Source organism: Streptomyces sp. NPDC001108 (assembly GCF_053598535.1).
On the sequence record NZ_JBSFKL010000003.1, the window covers coordinates 584,398 to 604,518 of the forward strand.

The 20,121-nt window shown below is 72.2% G+C and carries 17 protein-coding genes; 3 read left to right on the top strand and 14 right to left on the bottom strand.

Annotated elements, in window-relative coordinates:
• Positions 1 to 229 precede the first annotated feature (229 nt).
• The gene (locus ACWC97_RS11080; RefSeq protein ID WP_352279489.1) at positions 230 to 463 is read left to right on the top strand and encodes a DUF7455 domain-containing protein; all 234 of its coding nucleotides are present in this window, start codon (positions 230 to 232) and stop codon (positions 461 to 463) included.
• A 102-nt stretch (positions 464 to 565) separates the two neighbouring features.
• Here the strand turns inward: ACWC97_RS11080 and ACWC97_RS11085 are convergent, their stop codons facing one another.
• The 7 genes from ACWC97_RS11085 to ACWC97_RS11115 form a co-directional block, all read right to left on the bottom strand.
• The gene (locus ACWC97_RS11085) at positions 566 to 1,396 is read right to left on the bottom strand and encodes a S1 family peptidase (protein ID WP_352279491.1); all 831 of its coding nucleotides are present in this window, start codon (positions 1,394 to 1,396) and stop codon (positions 566 to 568) included.
• Between the two features lie 134 nt (positions 1,397 to 1,530).
• Complete coding sequence (locus ACWC97_RS11090; protein ID WP_352279493.1) at positions 1,531 to 3,078, bottom strand: RNA polymerase sigma factor; 1,548 nt, start codon at positions 3,076 to 3,078, stop codon at positions 1,531 to 1,533.
• 322 nt (positions 3,079 to 3,400) lie between these two features.
• Positions 3,401 to 4,267 (bottom strand): FadR/GntR family transcriptional regulator, encoded by an 867-nt coding sequence (locus ACWC97_RS11095; protein WP_352279593.1) that lies wholly within the window; start codon positions 4,265 to 4,267, stop codon positions 3,401 to 3,403.
• Between the two features lie 146 nt (positions 4,268 to 4,413).
• Positions 4,414 to 6,273 carry an ATP-binding cassette domain-containing protein gene (locus ACWC97_RS11100; protein WP_450648738.1) on the bottom strand — a complete coding sequence of 620 codons (1,860 nt, stop codon included), beginning with the start codon at positions 6,271 to 6,273 and terminating at the stop codon, positions 4,414 to 4,416.
• A 110-nt stretch (positions 6,274 to 6,383) separates the two neighbouring features.
• Positions 6,384 to 7,148 carry an NUDIX hydrolase gene (locus ACWC97_RS11105; RefSeq protein WP_352279497.1) on the bottom strand — a complete coding sequence of 255 codons (765 nt, stop codon included), beginning with the start codon at positions 7,146 to 7,148 and terminating at the stop codon, positions 6,384 to 6,386.
• Positions 7,149 to 7,250: 102 nt separating this feature from the next.
• The gene (locus ACWC97_RS11110) at positions 7,251 to 8,549 is read right to left on the bottom strand and encodes a DUF4192 domain-containing protein (protein WP_450648740.1); all 1,299 of its coding nucleotides are present in this window, start codon (positions 8,547 to 8,549) and stop codon (positions 7,251 to 7,253) included.
• Positions 8,550 to 8,767: 218 nt separating this feature from the next.
• Positions 8,768 to 10,927, bottom strand: a complete 2,160-nt coding sequence (locus ACWC97_RS11115; RefSeq protein WP_450648742.1) for a RecQ family ATP-dependent DNA helicase — start codon at positions 10,925 to 10,927, stop codon at positions 8,768 to 8,770.
• A 354-nt stretch (positions 10,928 to 11,281) separates the two neighbouring features.
• On the opposite strand from ACWC97_RS11115, the gene ACWC97_RS11120 reads away from it, so the two are divergent.
• Positions 11,282 to 11,914, top strand: coding sequence for a hypothetical protein (locus ACWC97_RS11120; protein ID WP_352279502.1), 633 nt, complete (start codon positions 11,282 to 11,284; stop codon positions 11,912 to 11,914).
• Positions 11,915 to 11,990: 76 nt separating this feature from the next.
• On the opposite strand, the gene ACWC97_RS11125 is transcribed toward ACWC97_RS11120, so the two are convergent.
• The 6 genes from ACWC97_RS11125 to ACWC97_RS11150 form a co-directional block, all read right to left on the bottom strand.
• On the bottom strand, positions 11,991 to 12,593 hold the full coding sequence (locus ACWC97_RS11125; protein ID WP_352279504.1) for a hypothetical protein: 603 nt from the start codon (positions 12,591 to 12,593) through the stop codon (positions 11,991 to 11,993).
• A gap of 58 nt (positions 12,594 to 12,651) precedes the next feature.
• Positions 12,652 to 13,362: a ribonuclease HII gene (locus ACWC97_RS11130; RefSeq protein ID WP_385205381.1), complete on the bottom strand. Its 711-nt coding sequence runs from the start codon at positions 13,360 to 13,362 to the stop codon at positions 12,652 to 12,654.
• Between the two features lie 50 nt (positions 13,363 to 13,412).
• The gene (locus ACWC97_RS11135) at positions 13,413 to 15,149 is read right to left on the bottom strand and encodes a DUF4153 domain-containing protein (RefSeq protein WP_450648744.1); all 1,737 of its coding nucleotides are present in this window, start codon (positions 15,147 to 15,149) and stop codon (positions 13,413 to 13,415) included.
• Positions 15,150 to 15,401: 252 nt separating this feature from the next.
• On the bottom strand, positions 15,402 to 16,304 hold the full coding sequence (locus ACWC97_RS11140; protein ID WP_352279510.1) for an ADP-ribosylglycohydrolase family protein: 903 nt from the start codon (positions 16,302 to 16,304) through the stop codon (positions 15,402 to 15,404).
• A gap of 12 nt (positions 16,305 to 16,316) precedes the next feature.
• Positions 16,317 to 16,976 (bottom strand): histidine phosphatase family protein, encoded by a 660-nt coding sequence (locus ACWC97_RS11145; protein WP_392280946.1) that lies wholly within the window; start codon positions 16,974 to 16,976, stop codon positions 16,317 to 16,319.
• Positions 16,880 to 18,634, bottom strand: a complete 1,755-nt coding sequence (locus ACWC97_RS11150; RefSeq protein ID WP_450648747.1) for an ABC-F family ATP-binding cassette domain-containing protein — start codon at positions 18,632 to 18,634, stop codon at positions 16,880 to 16,882. The genes ACWC97_RS11145 and ACWC97_RS11150 overlap by 97 nt, the downstream gene beginning before the upstream one ends.
• Before the next feature lie 133 nt (positions 18,635 to 18,767).
• On the opposite strand from ACWC97_RS11150, the gene ACWC97_RS11155 reads away from it, so the two are divergent.
• Positions 18,768 to 19,427: a TetR/AcrR family transcriptional regulator gene (locus tag ACWC97_RS11155; protein ID WP_450648820.1), complete on the top strand. Its 660-nt coding sequence runs from the start codon at positions 18,768 to 18,770 to the stop codon at positions 19,425 to 19,427.
• An 87-nt stretch (positions 19,428 to 19,514) separates the two neighbouring features.
• On the opposite strand, the gene ACWC97_RS11160 is transcribed toward ACWC97_RS11155, so the two are convergent.
• Entirely contained in the window at positions 19,515 to 20,120 is a 606-nt protein-coding gene (locus tag ACWC97_RS11160) for a YdbC family protein (protein ID WP_352279515.1), read from the bottom strand.
• Position 20,121 lies beyond the last annotated feature (1 nt).

Consider the following 20,121-nt stretch of genomic DNA (forward strand, 5'->3'; position numbering starts at 1 on the left):
GCTCCGGGCACGTCCTCATGAACGAACCGGCAAGCCAGCCGGGAGGGCCCCACCAAGACAAGCAACGCGAAATCCGTAGCGCTACGCAATACGGCACATTCGCCGCCAACCGGCAACAGACAGCCATCCTGAGAAGAAGTTTCGAAGAAAAGCCACGAGCGGGAACGTTTTCGGCCTGGTTGGATGTTGACCCTGGTACGACAGCTCGTCGAGCTAGAGAAGAGGCGACGTGACTACTGTTCTGACCCCCGCGAGCCCGCTGACCGCAGCAGACCGCTGTGACCGTTGCGGCGCCCAGGCATATCTGCGCGTCGTCCTGATCAGCGGTGGTGAACTGCTCTTCTGCGCCCACCACGGGCGGAAGTTCGAGCCGGAACTCAAGAAGATCGCCGCGGAAATACAGGATGAGACGGACCGGCTCACGGCCGTACAGGCCCAGGCCACCGAAGAGGAACGGCACTGACACCTCGCATCCACGACGAGCGCGGGCCAGGTCCCGGACCGGCCGACGGGCGGCACCCCCCACGGGGTGCCGCCCGTTCTCGCGTCCGTACGAAGGGACCGTTCAGCCGGTTTTCGGCATCCAGCCGATAGCGGCGGAGATCCGGGTGTAGACCCCGGGGTACCCCGCCCGTGCGCAGCCGTTTCCCCAGGAGACCAGCCCGATGAGCCGCCCACGGGCCACCAGCGGCCCGCCGCTGTCACCCTGGCACGCGTCGTACCCGCCCAGCGGTTCGCCCGCGCACAGCATCGAAGAGGCGTCGTACGTGCCGTTTCTGCCGCCCGGGTAGGCCTGCGCGCACGTGGCGTCCGACAGCACATTCACCTTCGCCGCACGCAGTGACGACGCGTAGTCGCCGTTCCCCGTGGTGTCACCCCACCCGTAGACCATCGCGTCGGTACCCGGCGTGTACGCCGCATCACCGGATTCGGCCATCGGGATCGCGCTCTTCGCGGGAAGAGCGTCGGCGAGAGTGAGCACGGCCAGGTCGCCCACGTTCGTGGCGGGGTCGAAGCCGGGGTTCGTCCAGGTCTCCCGTACCGCGACCTCCTGGCCTCCGGTGCCGAGCAGAGTGTCCCGGCCCGAGATGATCCGCAGGTCGTGCACGCTGCCGACGTCAACGCCGAGCGCCTCCTTGCTGAGGCAGTGCGCGGCGGTCAGTACCTTCGTCGGCGCCACCACGACAGCCCCGCAGAACTGACCGGCACGCGCGTTGCCGAAGCGGCTGCGGCTGGACAGCGCCACCGTCCAGGGGCTGTCCTTGACATGGGCCGGCTGACCGCCGACGACTATGCCGTCCTCGGCGGCTCTCGCAGGCGATCCAAGAGGTATCAAGGCCGTGGCGGTGGCCAGGGCGAACACCCCGGGCAGGGCACGGAAGACGGTACGGGACATGCGCACTCCTGACTCTCTGGTGAACCTTTCCCACCCAGAGTCGTCCCACCGGTCGTCGGCCGCATGTGCTGATAGGCCGAGGGCCCGGCTCCCCCATGGGGATCCCGGGCCCTCGGTCCGTGTACGACGGCGACCTAGTCGAGGTAGTCGCGCAGCACCTGCGAACGCGACGGGTGACGCAGCTTCGACATGGTCTTCGACTCGATTTGGCGGATGCGCTCACGCGTCACCCCGTAGACCTTGCCGATCTCGTCCAGCGTCTTCGGCTGTCCGTCGGTGAGGCCGAAGCGCATCGAGACCACGCCCGCCTCACGCTCGGAGAGCGTGTCGAGGACCGAGTGCAGCTGCTCCTGGAGGAGCGTGAAGCTGACCGCGTCGGCCGGAACGACCGCCTCGGAGTCCTCGATCAGGTCACCGAACTCGCTGTCCCCGTCCTCACCCAGCGGGGTGTGGAGGGAGATCGGCTCGCGGCCGTACTTCTGGACCTCGATGACCTTCTCAGGGGTCATGTCGAGCTCCTTGGCCAGCTCCTCCGGCGTGGGCTCGCGGCCCAGGTCCTGGAGCATCTGGCGCTGCACACGGGCGAGCTTGTTGATGACCTCGACCATGTGCACCGGAATACGGATGGTGCGGGCCTGGTCCGCCATGGCGCGGGTGATCGCCTGACGGATCCACCAGGTGGCGTACGTGGAGAACTTGTAGCCCTTGGTGTAGTCGAACTTCTCGACCGCGCGGATCAGACCCAGGTTGCCTTCCTGGATGAGATCCAGGAAGAGCATGCCGCGGCCGGTGTAGCGCTTGGCCAGCGAGACCACGAGGCGGAGGTTGGCCTCCAGCAGGTGGTTCTTGGCGCGGCGACCGTCCTCGGCGATGATCTCCAGCTCGCGCTTGAGCTTCGGGGCGAGCTTGTCGCTGTTCGCCAGCTTGTCCTCGGCGAACAGACCCGCCTCGATGCGCTTGGCGAGCTCGACCTCCTGCTCGGCGTTGAGGAGGGGAACCTTGCCGATCTGCTTGAGGTAGTCCTTGACGGGGTCGGCGGTGGCACCGGCGACGGCGACCTGCTGGGCCGGCGCGTCGTCCTCGTCGTCGTCGGAGAGGACAAAGCCCTTGGCCTCGCCCTCGCCCTCCTCTTCCTCGCCCTTGCCGACCTTTACTTCCTCGATCGCCTCGTCGCCGTCGAGGAGCTCGTCGTCCTGCTTTCCGGACTTCTTCGCTGCTGTCTTCTTGGCCGCCGTCTTCTTGGCGGCGGTCTTCTTGGCGGCGGTCTTCTTGGCTGCCGCCTTCTTCGCAGGGCCGGCCGTGGCGGCTTCCTCCGCCACCACGTTCACGGTCTCCGCCGACGGAGCGGCAGTGGCCGCGACAGTCCTGGTCACGGTGGTCTTGGCCGCGACGGTCTTGGTGGCGGTGCGCTTGACCGGGCTCTTCGCTGCGACGCTCTTACGGGCACGTTTGGACGGCTCCGCGGCACTGACCATCAGCGTCACACCCTCTTCCTCGAGGATCTGATTGAGGCTGCGCAGAACATTCTTCCACTGGGTTGGCGGAATCTGGTCAGCCTCGAAGGCCCGACGCACGTCATCGCCGGCGATCTGCCCATCAGCCTTTCCCCGCTCGATGAGCGCCATCACAGACTCGGACTCGGCGATCTCCGGCGGGAGCGTACGGGATGTGCTGGCCGACACGAACAACCTCTCGGAACGATGGAAACGGCTTCCGGCCCGGCCCGAAAAGGGCTTGAGCCGACGACCGCCGGGCTGGGAATGTACCGGCGGCGCGGGTTTGGCCTCAGAACTGCACAGCGCACTCAAAGGCTGCTGTATTCCTTCCGCGGCGGTCACCTCTTAAGTCATCGCACTGCTTCGAGGAGTGTTACGCCCAATCCACGTGGCCCGAGTCACACCCCATTTGCGACGAACCCGACCAAGCAGGCGAAACCCCGCGACTGTGCCGCCGGACCGCGGCGGCCCGGCGACACGCGGCCCGCACGCCCCGGCCGTGCGATTTTCAGTGCTCGCGGGGCGCGGGCACCACACGCTCCACCTCGGGGTGGACGACAAGCAGCTGACGCATGGCCGTTTCGGCGCCCACGGCATCACCGGACGTGAGAGCCTCGACGATCCGGGCGTGGTGCCCGAGGGACGCCTCACCGGGTCGGTCACAGCCCGTGACCGGGCCGCCGGACACCTGGAGCGCCGCGGCGACGATGCCGGAAAGGTGCTCCAGCATGCGGTTGCCCGCGGCCTGGATGAGCAGGGCGTGGAACTCGGCGTCGGCCCGGGAGCAGGTGATCATGTCGCCCTGCGTGATCGCGTGCCCCATGATCTCCACCATGTCGCCGAGGCGCTGGCGGATGTCCTCGCATCCGTGCTCCGCGGCGAGGCGGGCGGCCAGGGGCTCGATCGTCCACCGGAGCTCGCCGAGCTCACGCCGCTGGTCCTCACGCTGAGGACCGAAGGCGCGCCATTCGATGATGTCGGGGTCCAGCAGGTTCCAGTCGCTCACGGGCCGGACCCGGGTGCCCACGTTCGGCCGGGCACTGACCAGCCCCTTGGCCTCCAGGACACGCAGCGATTCACGTACGACGGTGCGGGAGACCTCGAAACGCTGACCGATCTCCTCCGGCACGAGGGGCCGGTCGGCGCCCAGATCCCCCGAAACGATCATCTGTCCCAGCTGCTGGACGAGTTGCCCGTGGAGGCCGCGGCCCCGGCTGGCCGAGCCCCGTCGGCCCACTCGGCCGAGATCGGCCTCGGGGCCGTCCCAGGTGCGGGCGGCGGCACGCTCGCCGGCCGGCGCCTCCGCGTACGGGTAGCGGTCGAGTTCACCCGGGCCGGCGGGGCCGGAATCGGCGGAGCGGGCGGCGGTCATCATGGTGTGCGCAAGGGTACTCACGCATCCTTTGTCGGCGTAGCTCACGCGCCCCTTAAGGTCTTTGGTGAAAAGCACACGAAAGGGTGATCGCCGCCATCCACCCAATTGACGTTTTACCGCCATAAATCGGGCGCGATTATGGAGGGTTACGAGGCGGAGCCGGGATGGGTGATCCGTCGGGACCGCCAACGGGCCCTGCTTTGAAGGCCGGTGAACAGATAGGCGAGGGCCAGGACCGACACCGACAACACCAGCGCCACCCCCACCGGGTGCGCCACGGCCCCGAGGGCACCCGCCACCCACCGGTCCGTCTCGTAGGGCCAGCGTGGCCAGATCAGTTCACGCAGCCCGGCCGGAAGGCCGGAGACCGGACGGGAATCCGGCGCCATCAGCGTCCGCCGGACGAGCGGAACGACGAGCACCGGTACGGCAAGTACCGCTGCCACACCGGCCGTTGCCACCCGGAAGATCCCCGCGGCCAGCAGCCCCGCCCAGGCGCACCCGGTGGTCAGGGCCACCCAACTCCCCGCCGAAGCGGGCAAGTCGGGTGGAAGGTGCATCCACGCGGGGCCGTACACGAGGCGAACGGCTTCACCGGAGAGCAGCGCGGCCGCCAGGGCCAGGACCGCGGCGACACCTGCGGTCACCGCCAGCTTCGCCAGCAGCAGCCCCGGGCGGCACTGGACGGCGCCGCGCCCCGCGGCCAGCGCGGGGTAGCGGAACTCGTCGCCGTACGAGAGGGCGCCGAGCACTCCGGCGCCGACCGCGGCGGGCGGAAGCGGCAGCAACGACGGCCAGGCCGTCAGGACCTTCGACAGCGGAGTGTGGCCGGAGCGGGCGAGGAACAGCGAGAGGATGACCGAGACGACCAAAGTGGCGCCCGCGATCAGGGCCGTGGTCCTGACACCGAGCAGGCGGTGCAGTTCGTAGCGGAGCGGGTGCAGCGGGCCGCCGGCGAGCCCGCTGTGCACGGCCGGCCGTACCGGCGCCATCGGACGTGCGACCGGTCGCGCACCGCGTGGGGTCGCACCGCCGGCTGCTCCGGCGGGGCCCGCGGAACCTCCCGGAATGGCCGGATCCGGCGGAGCCCTGTCCGGGGCAGGCGGGCCCGCTCCGTCACGGGACGCCTTGCAGCCTCCGTCGCCCACCTCGTCGGCCAGCCGGTGCACCGGGAGTCCGTGCCGGAACGCGACGTCACCGATCTCCGCGCAGCTGGATCCGTACACCGCGAGCCGCCCGCCGTCCTCGGCCACCACCTCGACCGAACGCCGGGCGGCTCGGGCCTCACGGCTGACGGCCGCCGCGAGCCGGGCCGCATGCGGGCTCCGGACCGCGACCCGGGGGCGGAGCCTGGTCCGGGAGAAGTCGTCGGCTTCCTGGTCGGCGATCAGCCGGCCGCCGCCGATGGAGATCACCCGGTCGGCGTTCCGGGCAGCCTCCCTGGGGTCCGCGGTGGTGTACAGCACGGTTCCGCCCCGGGCCGCGTGGGCCCGGAGCATTCCGTGCAGCCATCGGCTCTCACCCGGGTCGAGGCCCTCCGCCGGATCGTCGAGGACCAGGGCATGCGGATCGCCGAGCAGGGCCGAGGCGAAGGCGAGCCGACGGTCCATGCCGAGCGAGAGCGTGCCGATGCGCCGGTCCCCGGAGTCGGCGACACCCACCAGGCCGAGCAGTTCGTCCGCCCTGGCCGCGGGCACCCCCGCGGCGGCGGCGAGCATTCGCAGCTGCCCGCGGACGGTCCGGCCGGGGTGGCCCGGCACGTCGCCGAGCACCACCCCCACCTCGCGCGCAGGGTATGGGATCCGGTGCAGCGGCCTGCCCCGGAAGTAGGTGACCCCTCGCCCCGGATCGAGTTCGAGCATGAGACGGAGAGCCGTGGTCTTGCCCGAGCCGGGGGCGCCCAGCAGTGCGGTGACGCGGCCCGGCCGGGCCTCGAAGGTGAGATCGTCCACAGCGGCCGGAAGACCGCGGCGTGGGGCGCTGGTGATTCCGATGGCCTGGAGCATCGCTTCTCTCGCGGTAGGTGAGACCGCTCGGCGGCAGGACGGTACCGCAGAAAGATAACGCGACATATCCGACTTTTTGCGCAGCACCGGAACTGCGGTGTTCCGCGGGGTCAGACCTCCGGCCTCAGCATCGGAGGATTGAGCACGGTGGCGGCACCGGCCCGGAAGAGCTGGGCCGGGCGCCCGCCCTGACGTGTGGTCGTCCCGCCGGTGGGCATCAGGAAGCCAGGGGTTCCGGTGACCTTGCGGTGGAAGTTGCGCGGGTCGAGAACCACACCCCACACCGCTTCGTACACCCTCCTGAGCTCACCGACCGTGAACTCGGGAGGGCAGAAGGCGGTGGCCAGCGAGGAGTACTCGATCTTGGAGCGGGCTCGCTCGACCCCGTCGGCGAGGATCCGCGCGTGGTCGAAGGCCAGCAGGTCGTGACTCTCGTCGTCGCGGCCGAAGCCTCCCCCCGTCCCGAGCAGGTCATCGACCGGCGACCATCGCGCACTGTGCGCGTCGCCACCCGCGCGCGGGGCGGGCAGGTCGGGGGCGAGGGCGAGGTGGGCGACGCTGACGACCCGCATCCGCGGATCACGGCCGGGGTCGCCGTAGGTGGCGAGCTGTTCGAGGTGGGCGCCGTTGCCGATCGACGGGGCGGCCGGGTCATGGGCGCACAGGCCGGTCTCCTCGACGAGCTCGCGCGCCGCTGCGGCACCGAGATCCTCGTCGGCTCTGACGAATCCGCCGGGCAGCGCCCATCGGCCCTGGAACGGTGACTCACCACGGCGCACCACGAGCGCGCAGAGCGCGTGGCGGCGCACGGTGAGCACGACCAGGTCGACGGTGACAGCGAAGGGCGGGAAGGTCGACGGGTCGTAGGGCGGCATGCGGTGATCATAGTCGTCTGCCTGACGATAAGCACTCCCTTCACCATTCCTTCGAGGAGCACTTCACCGGGGACGCCCTGCCGGGGCGGGACGGTTCACGGATCATCCTTCGTCACCGGGTGTGCGCCGCCCGGGGACCGCCCGCCCGGCCCGGCGCCGGGTGGTCGCCGTTCCGGGGCGGGTGGGGCCGGACGGTGCCCGCTTCCGGCGCGAGGCCGCCTGCCTCGCCGCGCGGAACCGTGGGCCGCGGTCCGCCCGGTGGCCGCCCCCTTCCGTGCGGGCCTCGCGCTCCCCGCGCAGGCAGCGGCGCAGTGTCTCCGGATCGAGGCCCTGGTTGCACGCCTCGTGCAGAAGCTGAGCGAAGGTGTACTCGGGATCCAGCCGCAGGGCGAGCCCCAGCGCGACCCGTGCGGCCGGTTCGTCACCCGTCGACCACAGGACCCAGCCGGCCAGGGTGAGCGGTGCCGCGGCATGCTCCTCGTAGGGCGCCACGCAGCGGCGGGACAGCGCGCGCCAGAGCCGCAACGCCGCGTGCGCCTCGGGACCCTCCATCCATTCCGCGGCCCGGTCGCGGGTCTCCCGGTCCTGCAGGCCGAGAATCATCGCCGCGGCCTCGTCGGAACTGATCAGCCGGTCGTCACCGAGGTCCGAGACGGAGGGCGTCGCGGCCGGGGCGTCACCGAACCGCTCGACGAGCCTCCGGGCGAGGTCCAGGGTGTTCCGGGCCACTTCCCGGCGTCCCTCCTCGTCGAGGAGCCTGGGCATCAGCTCGGCTCCTGCCGCGTCGAGCGCCCGCTGCTGGCCCGGCACCACGGAGGTCTTCAGCGGAGCGAGCCGCGCCTCCATCTCGCGCAGCGTTCCGCGCACGTGGATCCCCGCGTACGTGGCGGCGGCCGCCATCACCGACGTGCCGGGCATGGCCATCTGGTTTCCCTCCGCCGGACAGCAGCGCTCGTCCGGGCAGCAGTAGGACCAGTAGCGCCCGTCGGCGATGCAGAGGGCTTCCAGCACCGGCACGTCCAACGCACCGCAGGCCCTGCGCAGATGCTGCGCGAGTGGCCGCAGCCGCTCCATGACCCGGCTGCCGGACTCCCCCTCGGCGGGATCCTGGCAGAGGAAGACGACGATCGCGTCCGGCCGCTCCCCGCGCCGCTCGCTCCCCTTGACCAAGCACTCGGCCAACTGCTCGGCGACGGGCTCCCACTCCTGGGGCGAGCGGGGAATGCCGAGCCGGAGGCGTCCGCCGAAGCGGCCCCGGCCACCGTGCAGAGCCACCATGACCACGCTGTCGTTCGGGTGGAATCCCATGAGGTACGGAAGGGCGTCGGCGAGGTCGGCGGGGCCCCGGAGGGTGATCTGCTGGGCTTCGGCCGGACCGGTGGATTCGTGGCGTTGGTTCATGGCACGACCGTCCCGCGTGCGGCGAAATTCCGCGACCCCTGTGGATAACTTTGTCCACAGGGTCGCGGGGGTGCTCGCCGGATCCGTGTTCATCGTGTTCCATGGCGGGAACGACCGGCCCCCGGCCGGACGCCGGGCCCTGGCCGGACGCCGGGCCCTGGCCGGAGGGCGGGGCGCCGACCGTGAACGGGGTGCGGTGTGCCGTTGCGCGAGCGGTCTCAGCCCGTCGCGGCGAGGACCAGCGGCAGTACCTGCTCGGCGCCCGCCCGCCTGAGCAGCCGGGCGGCGACGGCCAGGGTCCAGCCCGAGTCGGTCGCGTCGTCCACGAGCAGGACGGGGCCAGGGGTGCGGGTCAGGGCGCCGGCCAGCTCCTCGGGCACGGCGAAGGCGCCGGACAGCCCTTTGAGGCGCTGGGCCGAATTGCTGCGCCGTGCCGCGTGCGCGCCGTCCGGTCCGGTGTACGCCAGAGTGCCGAGGAAGGGGAGGCGGCCGACGGAGGCGATGCCCTCCGCGAGGGAACCGACCAGTCGCGGGCGGGCCAGGGACGGGACGGCGACGACGCCGACCGGCCGGGCGGCCGCGTCCGGCACGCCCGGTGCCCACCCGCCCGGGGAGCGCGCCCAGTCGGCGAGGACCGCCACCGCGGCTCGCAGTACGTCGTCGGGCACCGGTCCGTCCGGCGCGTTCTCCGCCAGGAGCGGGCGGAGCCGGTTGCCCCAGCCGATGTCGGAGAGCCGGCCGAGGGCGCGCCCGGTGGAGCACTGCTCCTGGGCCGGGATGCGGCCCTTGAGCTCGATGCCCAGCGCGGGCATCCCCGTCGGCCACATCCGGCGCGGCTCGATCTCCGTGCCGGGGCGGTCCAGCTCCTTCGTGGCCCCCGTCAGCGCCTCGGACGACACCGCCGTGTCGGCCCAGGCTCCCGCGCAGTTGTCGCAGCGGCCGCACGGCGCCGCCCCCTCGTCGTCCAGCTGACGGCGCAGGTACTCCATCCGGCACCCGGACGTGCTCGCGTAGTCGCGCATGGCCTGCTGTTCGGCCGCCCGCTGCCGCGCCACCCACGCGTACCGCTCGGCGTCGTAGACCCACTCGGCGCCGGTGGCCGTCCAGCCGCCCTTGACGCGCTTGACCGCACCGTCGACGTCCAGCACCTTCAGCATCGACTCCAGGCGGGTGCGCCGCAGGTCCACCATGGCTTCCAGGGCCGGCACGGAGAGCGGCCGTCCCGCCCCGGCCAGGGCCGAGAGGGTCTGCCGGACCTGCGCCTCGGGAGGGAAGGCCGTATCGGCGAAGTAGCGCCAGATCGCCTCGTCCTCCTTGCCCGGCAGCAGCAGCACATCCGCATGCGCCACGCCGCGTCCGGCACGCCCCACCTGCTGGTAGTAGGCGATCGGCGAGGACGGGGAGCCGAGGTGGACCACGAAACCCAGGTCGGGCTTGTCGAACCCCATGCCCAGGGCCGATGTCGCGACCAGTGCCTTGACCCGGTTCTCCTGCAGGTCCGTCTCGGCCTGGAGCCGGTCGGCGTTCTCCGTCCTTCCGGTGTAGGAGGCGACGGCGAAGCCGCGCTGCCGCAGGAACGCGGTGGCCTCCTCCGCCGCGGCGACGGTGAGGGCGTAGATGATCCCGGACCCCGGCAGCTCGTCCAGGTGCTCGGCGAGCCAGGCCAGGCGGTGCGGGGCGTCCGGCAGCCGGACGACGCCGAGCCTCAGGCTCTCCCGGTCGAGCGGGCCCCTCAGCACCAGGGCCTCGCCCGCGCCCGTGCCCAGCTGCTCGGCCACGTCAGCGGTGACCCGCTCGTTCGCGGTCGCGGTGGTGGCCAGAACCGGGACGCCGGGTGCGAGCTCGGCGAGCATCGCCCGCAGACGGCGGTAGTCCGGACGGAAGTCGTGTCCCCAGTCGGAGATGCAGTGCGCCTCGTCCACCACCAGAAGGCCGGTGGTCGCCGCGAGTCTGGGCAGCACCTGGTCCCGGAAGTCCACGGAATTGAGCCGCTCCGGGCTCACGAGCAGGACATCGGTCCCGCCGCGCTCGACCTCCCCGTAGATGGCCTCCCACTCCTCCGGGTTGGCGGAGTTGATGGTGTGCGCCCGGATACCGGCGCGGGCCGCGGACTCGACCTGGTTGCGCATCAGCGCCAGCAGCGGCGACACGATCACCGTGGGCCCGGATCCGCGCCGCCGCAGCAGCGCGGTGGCGACGAAGTACACCGCCGACTTGCCCCAGCCCGTGCGCTGCACGACCAGCGCCCGGCGGCGCTCCTGCACCAGGGCCGACACCGCCTGCCACTGGTCCTCCCGCAGCCGCGCCGAACCTCCGGGGTCGCCGACGAGTTCGGCGAGGATGGCATCGGCTTCGGCTCGGAGCTCCAGGTTGTCCATGCCTCCATGCAACCCGATGACTCGGACAATCGGCGAATCCGCCCCGAACCCCGGGTACGGTCCCCGGGACGGCGGAGGTGCCCCGGTCGGCCGGGGCGGACGGGACGTTTCCGCTGGTCCCCGCTGTTCGGACGGGACGAGAGGCATCGGCCGGGCCTGCCGTGGGCAGGGATAAGGGAGTCATTCCGGCGCATTCCCGTCAGCCACGCCGATTGCTCGTTGCCGCCCGCCGGTACGCCAGGAAGAATTGGGGGTGCTCCCCGCACCGTCCCTTCCGCGGCCCGGAAAGGCTGTGCCGAGGTGCGCCCTCACTCGACCCGCCCGCACCACGGGCGCGTATGCGAAGGGAGGACCGTGACCTTCGGATTCGCTCCGTCCGCCACCACGTCGATATCGGCGTCCGCCACCCCGGCCAACCGTCTCACCAGGATGCTGGAGCCGGCCGAGTGGGCCGAAGCGGGCATACCGCTGCTGCGCAGCCCCCGTGAGATCGTCACCGGCCTGCACTCCCGGCACGGTCCGGCCCCGGCCACTGCCGTGGTGGCCGTGCTCGACCATGAGGAACGCGTCGCCGCCAGCGCCTCGTTCACACGCCGGGCCACGGCGGTGGACGGCTGGGAGTTCCGTAACGCGCTGCTGACCCATCTGCGCCAGGTCATCCCGCACGATCTCCGCCTCCGTACCCCCGTCCGCACCGCGGTGCTCCTCTACTGCCGCGAGGGGGACGAGCGTTGGACGGAGGAGGACGGGGCGTGGATGTGGGGCCTGCGCGACGCCTGCACCCTGCACGGGCTGCGGTGCGGGGCCTACATCACGCTGACCCGGAACGGCTGGCGGGTGCTCGGCGAGGGCCGGGGCGGGCGGCGCCCCGACTCCCTGTCGCACCCCGCCGCCCTCGGCGACATCTCACTCGGTCAGGAGCCGGCCGCCCCGCTGCGGACCGGCGGCGGTGCGGCGCACGCGCTGCGCCGCACGGCGGCCCGCTGACCCGCGGCCGCGCGCCCGGCCGCCCTCTCGGACCGCCGGACCGCCACGGCCCCGGGTGTCTCGCTGTGCGGCGAGGTCAGACGGCTGCGCCGAGCACCGCGTTGACCCGCTGCGGATCACCGCAGACGATCAGCAGCGCTCCGGCGCGCTCCCGCGCACCGGTCACCACGTCGGCGACGGTGTCACCGCCGTTGACGGCGACGATGACCACCGGCCGGGTCCGCACCCGGCCCACGGCGGCGGCACCGGCGAAGAAGACGTCGTCGCCGGCCTCGTGGTGGGCCCAGTAGGCGGCCTCTCCGAAGGAGAGTTCGTGGGTGGCCCACGGGTGCTGCTCGCCGGTGGTGAGCACCAGGACCTCGCCCGGCGCGCGGCCGGAGTCGAGCAGCAGGTCCAGTGCCTCGTCAGCGGCGTCGAGCGCGCCGGCCTCCGAGGCGGGGATCAGCTGGATCTGCGGTGCGGAACGATTCTCCGCCGGGTGGTCGGAGGCCGGCTGCGGGCGCGGTGCCGGGGGCGCGGGCCTCGCGGGGCCGGGCCCGGGGCGACCGGGACGCGGCGTGGCCGCGGAACGCGGGCCGGGTACGGGACGGGGGGTCGACGCGGTACGGCCGGTGGCCGGAGTGGTGCGAGGACCCTGGGCGCTCTCGTGAATCTGAGGCTCCTCGGGGGTGAGAGGCATGGGTGGTTGTCTATCAAACGCCGGTGCGGCGGGCATCGGCGGGTGGGCACTTGCGCGATCAGAAGTCGAAGCCGAGCTGGCCCCCGCTTTCCAGTGCAGCCGCCTCGGCGGAGAAACGGACCTTCTTGAGGTGCCGCCACCTGGGCAGCGCGTCGAGATAGGACCACGAAAGCCGGTGGTGGGGTGTCGGCCCCCGCTCCTCCAGCGCGGCCCGGTGCACGGGGGACGGGTATCCGGCGTTCGCCCCGAAGGCGAAGTCCGTGTACTCGCCGGTCTCCGCGCCCAGTTCGGCCATCATCGTGTCCCGGTGGACCTTCGCGATCACCGAGGCGGCCGCGACCGCGATGCAGGACTGGTCGCCTTTGATCACGGTGCGGACCTTCCACGGCTGTCCCAGGTAGTCGTGCTTGCCGTCGAGGATCACCGCGTCCGGCCGCACCGGCAGGGCCTCCAGCGCACGTATGGCGGCCAGGCGCAGCGCGGCCGTCATCCCGAGCTCGTCGATCTCCTGCGGGGAGGCGTCGCCGAGGCCGAACGCGGTGACCCAGCTCTCCAGCACGGGTGCCAGCTCCGCGCGGCGCTTGGGGCTGATCAGCTTGGAGTCGGTGAGTCCGGCGGGAGGCCGACGCAGGCCGGTGACAGCCGCGCACACGGTGACCGGCCCCGCCCATGCTCCGCGTCCGACCTCGTCGACACCGGCGACGGTCCTGGCACCGGTGGTGGCGCGCAGTGAGCGCTCGACGGTGTGCGTGGGTGGTTCGTACGGCATGGCGCCTGTCAGCGTACGCCGACGGGGACTTCGGCGACACCCCGGGGCCGTCAGTACGGGTCGTAGGGGTCGTACGGATCGCTCGGGTCGCCATCGCGTCCGTCCCCGGTGCGCCACGGGGCGCAGGACTCCTCCGTGCTGTGGACGCTCCGCTTGCTCAGGATGTCCCGGGCCCTTGCCTCGCCCCAGCTGGTGGCGTACCAGGGGGCCTCGTCGTCGTTCAGCGTGCGCTCGATGTCGCGGAGCGCACAGGAACGCAGGGGCTCGGGCAGCGTGTCCAGGGCCGGTACGGCGTCCGCCGACAGGCCGCTGAGGTAGTCGATGTCGATCGCGTGGTCGGCGCGGTACCGCTGGACGTTCTGCTCCGCTATCAGCCCGTCCGGCGAGAGCAGCCCGAACGCGAGGACGCCCACGGCGGCGCTCGCGGCGACGGCACGCGGCAGCATGCGGGCACCGAAGAACCCGGCGGCCATGATCAGGACGATCACCACGCCCAGCCAGAGCTCCACGGCGGCCACGGAGATGCGCAGCCGGGTCAGGCCGTAGGCGTCGACGTAGAGGTCCATCCTCCGCAGCGCGGAGGCCACGACGGTCAGGGTGAGCAGGCACAGCGCTCCGAGCACGGACCGCACCAGCGTCCGGTCGCCACCCCGCCCGCGCGGGGCCCAGCGCAGTGCGAGCGCGATCACCAGCAGGGTGAGCACGGTGGCCCAGAGGAGCTGCCAGAAGCCCTGCCGGGCGTAGGCGGAGTAGCTGAGGTCTGTCTCGGCCATCACCTTGTCGTACCCGCCGAGCAGCACGGTGAGCTGGACGGCGACGAAGACGGCGAACAGGAGGTTCAGCACGATGAGCGGCAGGGCCCATTCCAGCCGTCCGCGAGCCTTTCCGGGGCGTACCGCGATGCCGTCCCAGCGCACGGGCGCGGCCGCGGCGTACCCGGCGGCGAGTGCGCCGACCAGGCCGGTCATGAAGAGGAGCAGCCGCCACGGGCTGTCGCTGACCGACACGTCGGGTATCAGGTTGCCGAGCACATCGGCGAAGGCGGCGTCGGCGCTCGCGAACAGCGCGCCGAACACGACGAGGAGGACGACGGCGACTCCCACGCTGCGGACCACGCCGCCCAGCCGCTTCCGGGGGCCGTTCATCCGGGCACGCACGCCGCGCCCGCCCCAGGCCAGCCCGTCGGCGACGGCGCAGAACAGCCCCAGCGAGCCGAGGAAGACACCGAGCCAGCCGCGGCTGCCGTGCAGGGCGAGGGAGCCGAGCGCGACGGCCGACACCACGGCCAGGAAGACCGGCCAGCCGGCGTCCCGGAGCGCCGGTACGGCGAGCAGCGCCAGTCCGCCGAGTGCCCAGAAGGCCGTCCAGGGGCGCAGGCGTCGGCCGGTCGGCCGCACCGCGAAGAAGGCCCCGAGCGCCGCCGGGACCGCGACGATCAGCGCGTTCACCCCGAGGCCGTCGCCCAGCAGCAGGGCGCTGAGCAGTGCGGTGACGACGGCGCAGCAGAGCGTTGCCGTGCCGATGGCGGCGGGCTCGGCCGGGCGCAGCGTCGACAGCGTGGAGGGACGGGGCTGCGCGCCGGGGCGCTGCCAGGGGTTCGCCGGGTACTGCTGTGGCCCGTTGCGCTGGGCGTACGCCGGTACCTTCGGCGGTTCGACCCCGGCACCGGGGAGTTCGGACGGCGTCCCCGGCGCCGCTCCGGGCCCGGGTGTTCCGGTTCCGTCCGGCGGGCCGGACGGGCCGGAGCCCTGGGACACCCCGGGCTCCGGGGATACGTGTTCGGACATGGGAATCCTCCCCCGCCGGGGAACCGCGCGCATCGCCCCGAACGCGCGTCGTGCAGGGCGGCGGCTGGGGCACCCCGGCCTCTCTCTTCGGCGCGCGCCTGTCTGGATGATCATCGGCGGCGGCGTGGCCGAAAGAGTAGCCCTCCCCCACTGCCGGGAACCGGGGACGGGAGAGCTGTGTCCGTACCGTGACAGTCGGCGGCGCGGCCGGTGTCCGCGTCCGCCCGCCCCGGGCCGGTGCCCGGGGCCGTCCTACCGAAGGAGCCAGTCCGGCAGTTCCTCGGTCCGCGCCGTCCAGTCGGCGGGTGGTGCGCCCGCGCTGCCCGCGGCGACGACACCGCCGACGATCGCGCAGGTCGTGTCGACGTCCCCGCCGGCCTGTGCGGTCGCCCAGAAGCCCTGCTCGAAGTCGCCGAGGTTCCGCGCGGCCGACCAGAGGGCGAACGGGACGGTGTCGTGCGCGCTGGTGCGGCGGCCGTTGCCGAGCACCGCCGCGACCGTCCCGGTGTCGTCGTAGTCGAGCATGTCGCGGGCACGGCGCAGCCCGGCGCCGACGGCGCTGCGCGGGACGAGGGCGATGACGCCGTCGAGCAGCTCACCGGGGGTGGGCGGTCCGGCCGGTGCCGCGGCCAGTGCGGCGGCCGCGGCGACGGCCATCGCCCCCATCACCGCCTCGCGGTGCTGGTGCGTGGTGTACGAGGAGATCTCGGCCTGGTGCGTGGCCTGCTCCGGGTCGTCGGCGTACCAGGCGCCGAGCGGGGCGATGCGCATCGCCGAGCCGTTGCCCCACGAGCCCTGGCCGTTGAAGAGCGCGGACGCCAGCTCCCGCCAGTCCTCGCCCTCCCTGACCAGTCTGAGCAGGCGGTTCACGGCCGGGCCGTACCCGCGGTCGAAGTCGTGGTGGTCGGCGAAGGAGCGGGCGAGCGCGTCCTGGTCGATCCGTTCGTGCCGTGCCAGGACGGCCAGTACCGAGCACGCCATCTCGGTGTCGTCCGTCCACTGCCAGGGAGCGGGCGGGAGGGTCCGCTGCTTGAGCAGCGGGTAGTTGGCGGGGACGAAGAACTGGGAGCCCAGCGCGTCTCCCACACAGAGCCCGCGCAGACTGGCGAGGGCTCGTTCGAAACGTTGGCCGGAGGCCGATTCAGCGGTTGTCATCGCCTTCCTACTCTATCCGGTGATGCCGTACGGCTCAGGGGTTCGCCAGCGCTCGAACGGCCGGTCAAGGGTGTAGCGCCCGTCCGCTCCGAGGGTCAGCGTCCGGGTCTCCCCGTTGCCCGGGTTGGACAGTGATTCGAACTCGGCGACCGACCAGTGGAACCAGCGCATGCAGAACAGACGCATGGTCAGGCCGTGCGTGACCAGCAGGACGTTCTCCGGATGGTCGGGGGCCTCGAAGCTGCGGTGCAGGCTCTCCAGGAAGGCCCCCACCCGGTCGTACACATCGGCCCCGGACTCGCCCTGGGCGAAGCGGTAGAAGAAGTGGCCGTACGCGTCCCGGTACGCCTTCTGCAGGCGTACGTCGTCCCGGTCCTGCCAGTTGCCCCAGTCCTGCTCGCGCAGGCGCGGTTCTTCGCGCACCCGTACCCGCTCCAGGTCCAGGTCGAGGGCGCGGAAGGTCTCATGGGTGCGGCGGTAGGGCGAGACGTAGACACTGACCCGCTCGCCCGCGAACAGCTCGCGCAGCCCGGCACCCGTCTCCCTGGCCTGCCTGCGCCCGGCCGAGGTGAGCCTCAGCGCGTGGTCGGGTTCGCGCTCGTACACCGTGTCGTCGGCGTTGCCCTCGGACTCCCCGTGCCGGACGAGGACAATGCGTTGCGGTCGTGCCATGTACCCGACCCTAGGGGGTGTCGCCCCGACGGGCGGGGGGCCGGGGTTCTGTCGAGCGGCCGGCCCGCCTCCATCCGGATGATGTCGCCGGTGAAGCGGTGGCGCAGCCGCCGGTCGTGCGAGACCACGACCAGCGCGCCCGTCCAGTGCGTCAGCGCCTCCTCCAGTTCCTGTACGAGTCCGAGCGCCAGGTGGTTCGCCGGTTCGTCGAGCAGCAGCAGATCCGCCGGGCGGGCCAGGAGACGGGCGAGGGCCAGTCGTCTGCGCTGGCCGGCCGAGAGCGATCCGACCGGCACCCGGAGATCACGGGAACGGAACAGCCCGTACGAGAGGATCAGGTCGGCCTGCTCGTCCTCGGTGAGCGGCAGACCCCGGCCGAAGGCCGCGAGCACGGGCTCCGCCGGCCGGTGCACCGGGATCTCCTGGGCGAGGTAGCCGATCGCGCCCCGGCGGGACACGCGGCCCTCGTCCGGTTCGATCACTCCGGCCATGACCCGGAGCAGCGTGGACTTTCCCGCGCCGTTGCCGCCCCGGATCAGGAGTCTGTCACTCGCTGTCACGGAGAGCCGCTCGACCGCGAGCCGGTCACCCACCCGCACGTCCGTCAGGGAGACCAGCTCGCCCCCGGTGGCACCGGCCGTCGGCAGGACGGAGAACGCGAGGGGGTCGGGCGGTCTGGGTACGGGGTGTGCCCGCAGCCGGTCCAGTCGCTTGCGCGCGTTGCGGACCCGGCCGGAGACCGAGGCCTGGACCCGGCCGCCGGCGCGGTCGTACGCCATTTTGTTGTTGTCCCTGATGGGGCGGCCCGTGGCGATGCCGTGGGCCGTCGTCGCCGCGTACTCCTCCAACCGCCCGGTCTCCTCGCACCACTGGGCGTAGGACTGCTCCCAGCGCTGCCGCGCGGCGCGCCGCTCGGCGCGGAATCCGTCGTAGCCCCCGCCGTAGCGCACGACCGTCCGCCGGTCGGCGTCCACCTCCAGGATCGCGGTGGCGACACGCTCCAGGAACGTCCGGTCGTGGGACACGGCGATCACCGTGCCGGGGTGGGCGCACAGCTCGCCCTCCAACCAGTCGAGCGCGGCCTCGTCCAGATGGTTGGTGGGTTCGTCGAGCAGCATCACCTCGGGGCGGGCGGCCATCAGACAGGCCAGACCCAGTCTCGCCTGCTCCCCGCCGGAGAGACTGCCGAGCTTCCTCGAATGCCCTATGTGCGCGAGGCCCAGGCCGTGCATCGCCCTGTCGACGCGGGCATCGGCCTCGTATCCCCCGCGCAGCTCGAAGGCGGTGAGCAGCTCCCCGTACGCGGCGAGCCCGGGACCGTCCGCCTCGCCGAGCGAGGCCTCGGCCGCCCGCAACTCCTCTTCCATCGCGCGCAGTTCCGCGAGCGCGTCGTCGACGGTGTCCCGGACCGTGCGTCCGGGCGGCAGTCCAGGGGTCTGCGGCAGCAGCCCGGCGCCGCGGGCGGCAGCGGTGAACGCACGCCCGGAGTCAGGGGGTTCGAGCCCCGCGAGGACCCGGAGCAGGGTCGTCTTCCCCGCCCCGTTCTCCCCGACGATGCCGATCCGCTCCCCCGGGCGCACGGTCAGTGACACGTCGTCGAGCAGGAGCCTGTCACCACGGGACAGGGTCACCCCGCGCAGAGCGATCTGGGTGGGCACAAGAACACCTCCAAACTAATGCACATCTTGTTGCGTTAAAGCGAGTGTGGCACACTGGGAACCACTAACGCAACTGGAGTAGCAATTGAATGAGCGACGAACCCCCGAAGCCACCCCGCCCGCCGCGGGGGAGGTGCCGACGCCCCCACCCCCCGCCGAGACCGCCACGACAGCCGACCCTGCGGCCCCCGGCACCCGCCGCCCCGGGGGAAGGACGGCCCGCACCCGGGCCGCGGTGCGCGACGCGGTCCTCACAGGTCTGGCCGAGCACGGCTATCCCGGGCTCACCATCGAGTACGTCGCGGAGCATTCCGGCGTCCACAAGACGACTCTCTACCGCCGCTGGGGGAACCTCGAAGGGCTGGTCGCCGACGCCCTCGACCTGGCCGGCGAGGACAGCTGGACCCCACCCGACACCGGATCGCTGGAAGGGGATCTCCGCGCCCTGGCCCGGACGACGGCCGCTTCCTTCGCGGACCCGGCCGCGGCGGCCGCGCCCACCGCGTTCATCGCCGCGGCCTTCCAGTCCGAGCGCGCCGCCGAGGCGCTGCGCGCCTTCTACCGCGAGCGGTTCAGCCGCTGCGAAGCCGTCGTCGCGCGCGCCGTCGCCCGGCAGGAGCTGGACCGGGGCACGGACGCGGGGGCGCTGGTCAGAGCGGTGGTATCGCCCCTGTTCCTCGGGTTGTTCATCACCCGCGAGCCGGTCGGGACCGAGCTGGCCGACCGGTCCGCGGCGGCGACCCTGGCGGCCGCCCGTGCCGGAGTCTTCAACTCACCGGCGAAATCGACCTGATGGGCCCGGAGCGGAGCCCCCGGCTCACCGGTCCCGCCGAACCGGCACGGCCCCGGCCGGTCACACGGCCCGCAGCCGTTCCACCCGTCAGACCGTCCACGACGGTTCGAGCTGGACGACGTCGCCCGCCAGCTCCGCCACATCGTCCTCGGTCTGCGCCCGCTGCGTCAGCCGTTCGATGCTCCCGGCCCGGTACTTGCCGCGCTCGGCGCTCGACTGCCACATCGACAGCACGAGGAACTCCCGCCCCGGCGCCTCTCCGAACACCCCGCGCAGCATGCCCGGGGACCCGGCCATCGCCGGGTTCCACACCCTCTCCTGCATCAGCGCGAAGTGCTCCACCCGGTCCTCACGCACCCGGCTGTGCGCCACCCGGACCACATCGGCGTCGGTGAACCGCGGTTCGAACCCCGTCTTCACGTCGAAGCGGTGCTCGAAGAGCTTGACCTGTGCGGCGTTGTACGTACCGGACTGCTCGGCCGCCAGGGCGTCGTGCGCCCGCGCCATGAACGAGTCGTAGAAGACACGGCTGTCCCAGAAGGAGAAGACATGGGCGACCTCCGGGTGGAGGCGGCTCCATCCGCCGCCCTGCCCCCGGAATCCGGGCTCACCGAGCAGCCCCGCCCACTCCCGCTGCCCCCGCTCGAAGCCTCGACGGTCCATCACGGTGCAACGAATCCACTTCACCAGCACC

What these genes read in the sequence shown, in the direction of transcription:
- ACWC97_RS11085 (WP_352279491.1), bottom strand. Translation starts at nt 1,396, where the DNA reads ATGTCCCGTACCGTCTTCCGTGCCCTGCCCGGGGTGTTCGCCCTGGCC.
- ACWC97_RS11095 (WP_352279593.1), bottom strand. Translation starts at nt 4,267, where the DNA reads ATGATGACCGCCGCCCGCTCCGCCGATTCCGGCCCCGCCGGCCCGGGT.
- ACWC97_RS11100 (WP_450648738.1), bottom strand. Translation starts at nt 6,273, where the DNA reads ATGCTCCAGGCCATCGGAATCACCAGCGCCCCACGCCGCGGTCTTCCG.
- ACWC97_RS11105 (WP_352279497.1), bottom strand. Translation starts at nt 7,148, where the DNA reads ATGCCGCCCTACGACCCGTCGACCTTCCCGCCCTTCGCTGTCACCGTC.
- ACWC97_RS11110 (WP_450648740.1), bottom strand. Translation starts at nt 8,549, where the DNA reads ATGAACCAACGCCACGAATCCACCGGTCCGGCCGAAGCCCAGCAGATC.
- ACWC97_RS11115 (WP_450648742.1), bottom strand. Translation starts at nt 10,927, where the DNA reads ATGGACAACCTGGAGCTCCGAGCCGAAGCCGATGCCATCCTCGCCGAA.
- ACWC97_RS11125 (WP_352279504.1), bottom strand. Translation starts at nt 12,593, where the DNA reads ATGCCTCTCACCCCCGAGGAGCCTCAGATTCACGAGAGCGCCCAGGGT.
- ACWC97_RS11130 (WP_385205381.1), bottom strand. Translation starts at nt 13,362, where the DNA reads ATGCCGTACGAACCACCCACGCACACCGTCGAGCGCTCACTGCGCGCC.
- ACWC97_RS11135 (WP_450648744.1), bottom strand. Translation starts at nt 15,149, where the DNA reads ATGTCCGAACACGTATCCCCGGAGCCCGGGGTGTCCCAGGGCTCCGGC.
- ACWC97_RS11140 (WP_352279510.1), bottom strand. Translation starts at nt 16,304, where the DNA reads ATGACAACCGCTGAATCGGCCTCCGGCCAACGTTTCGAACGAGCCCTC.
- ACWC97_RS11145 (WP_392280946.1), bottom strand. Translation starts at nt 16,976, where the DNA reads ATGGCACGACCGCAACGCATTGTCCTCGTCCGGCACGGGGAGTCCGAG.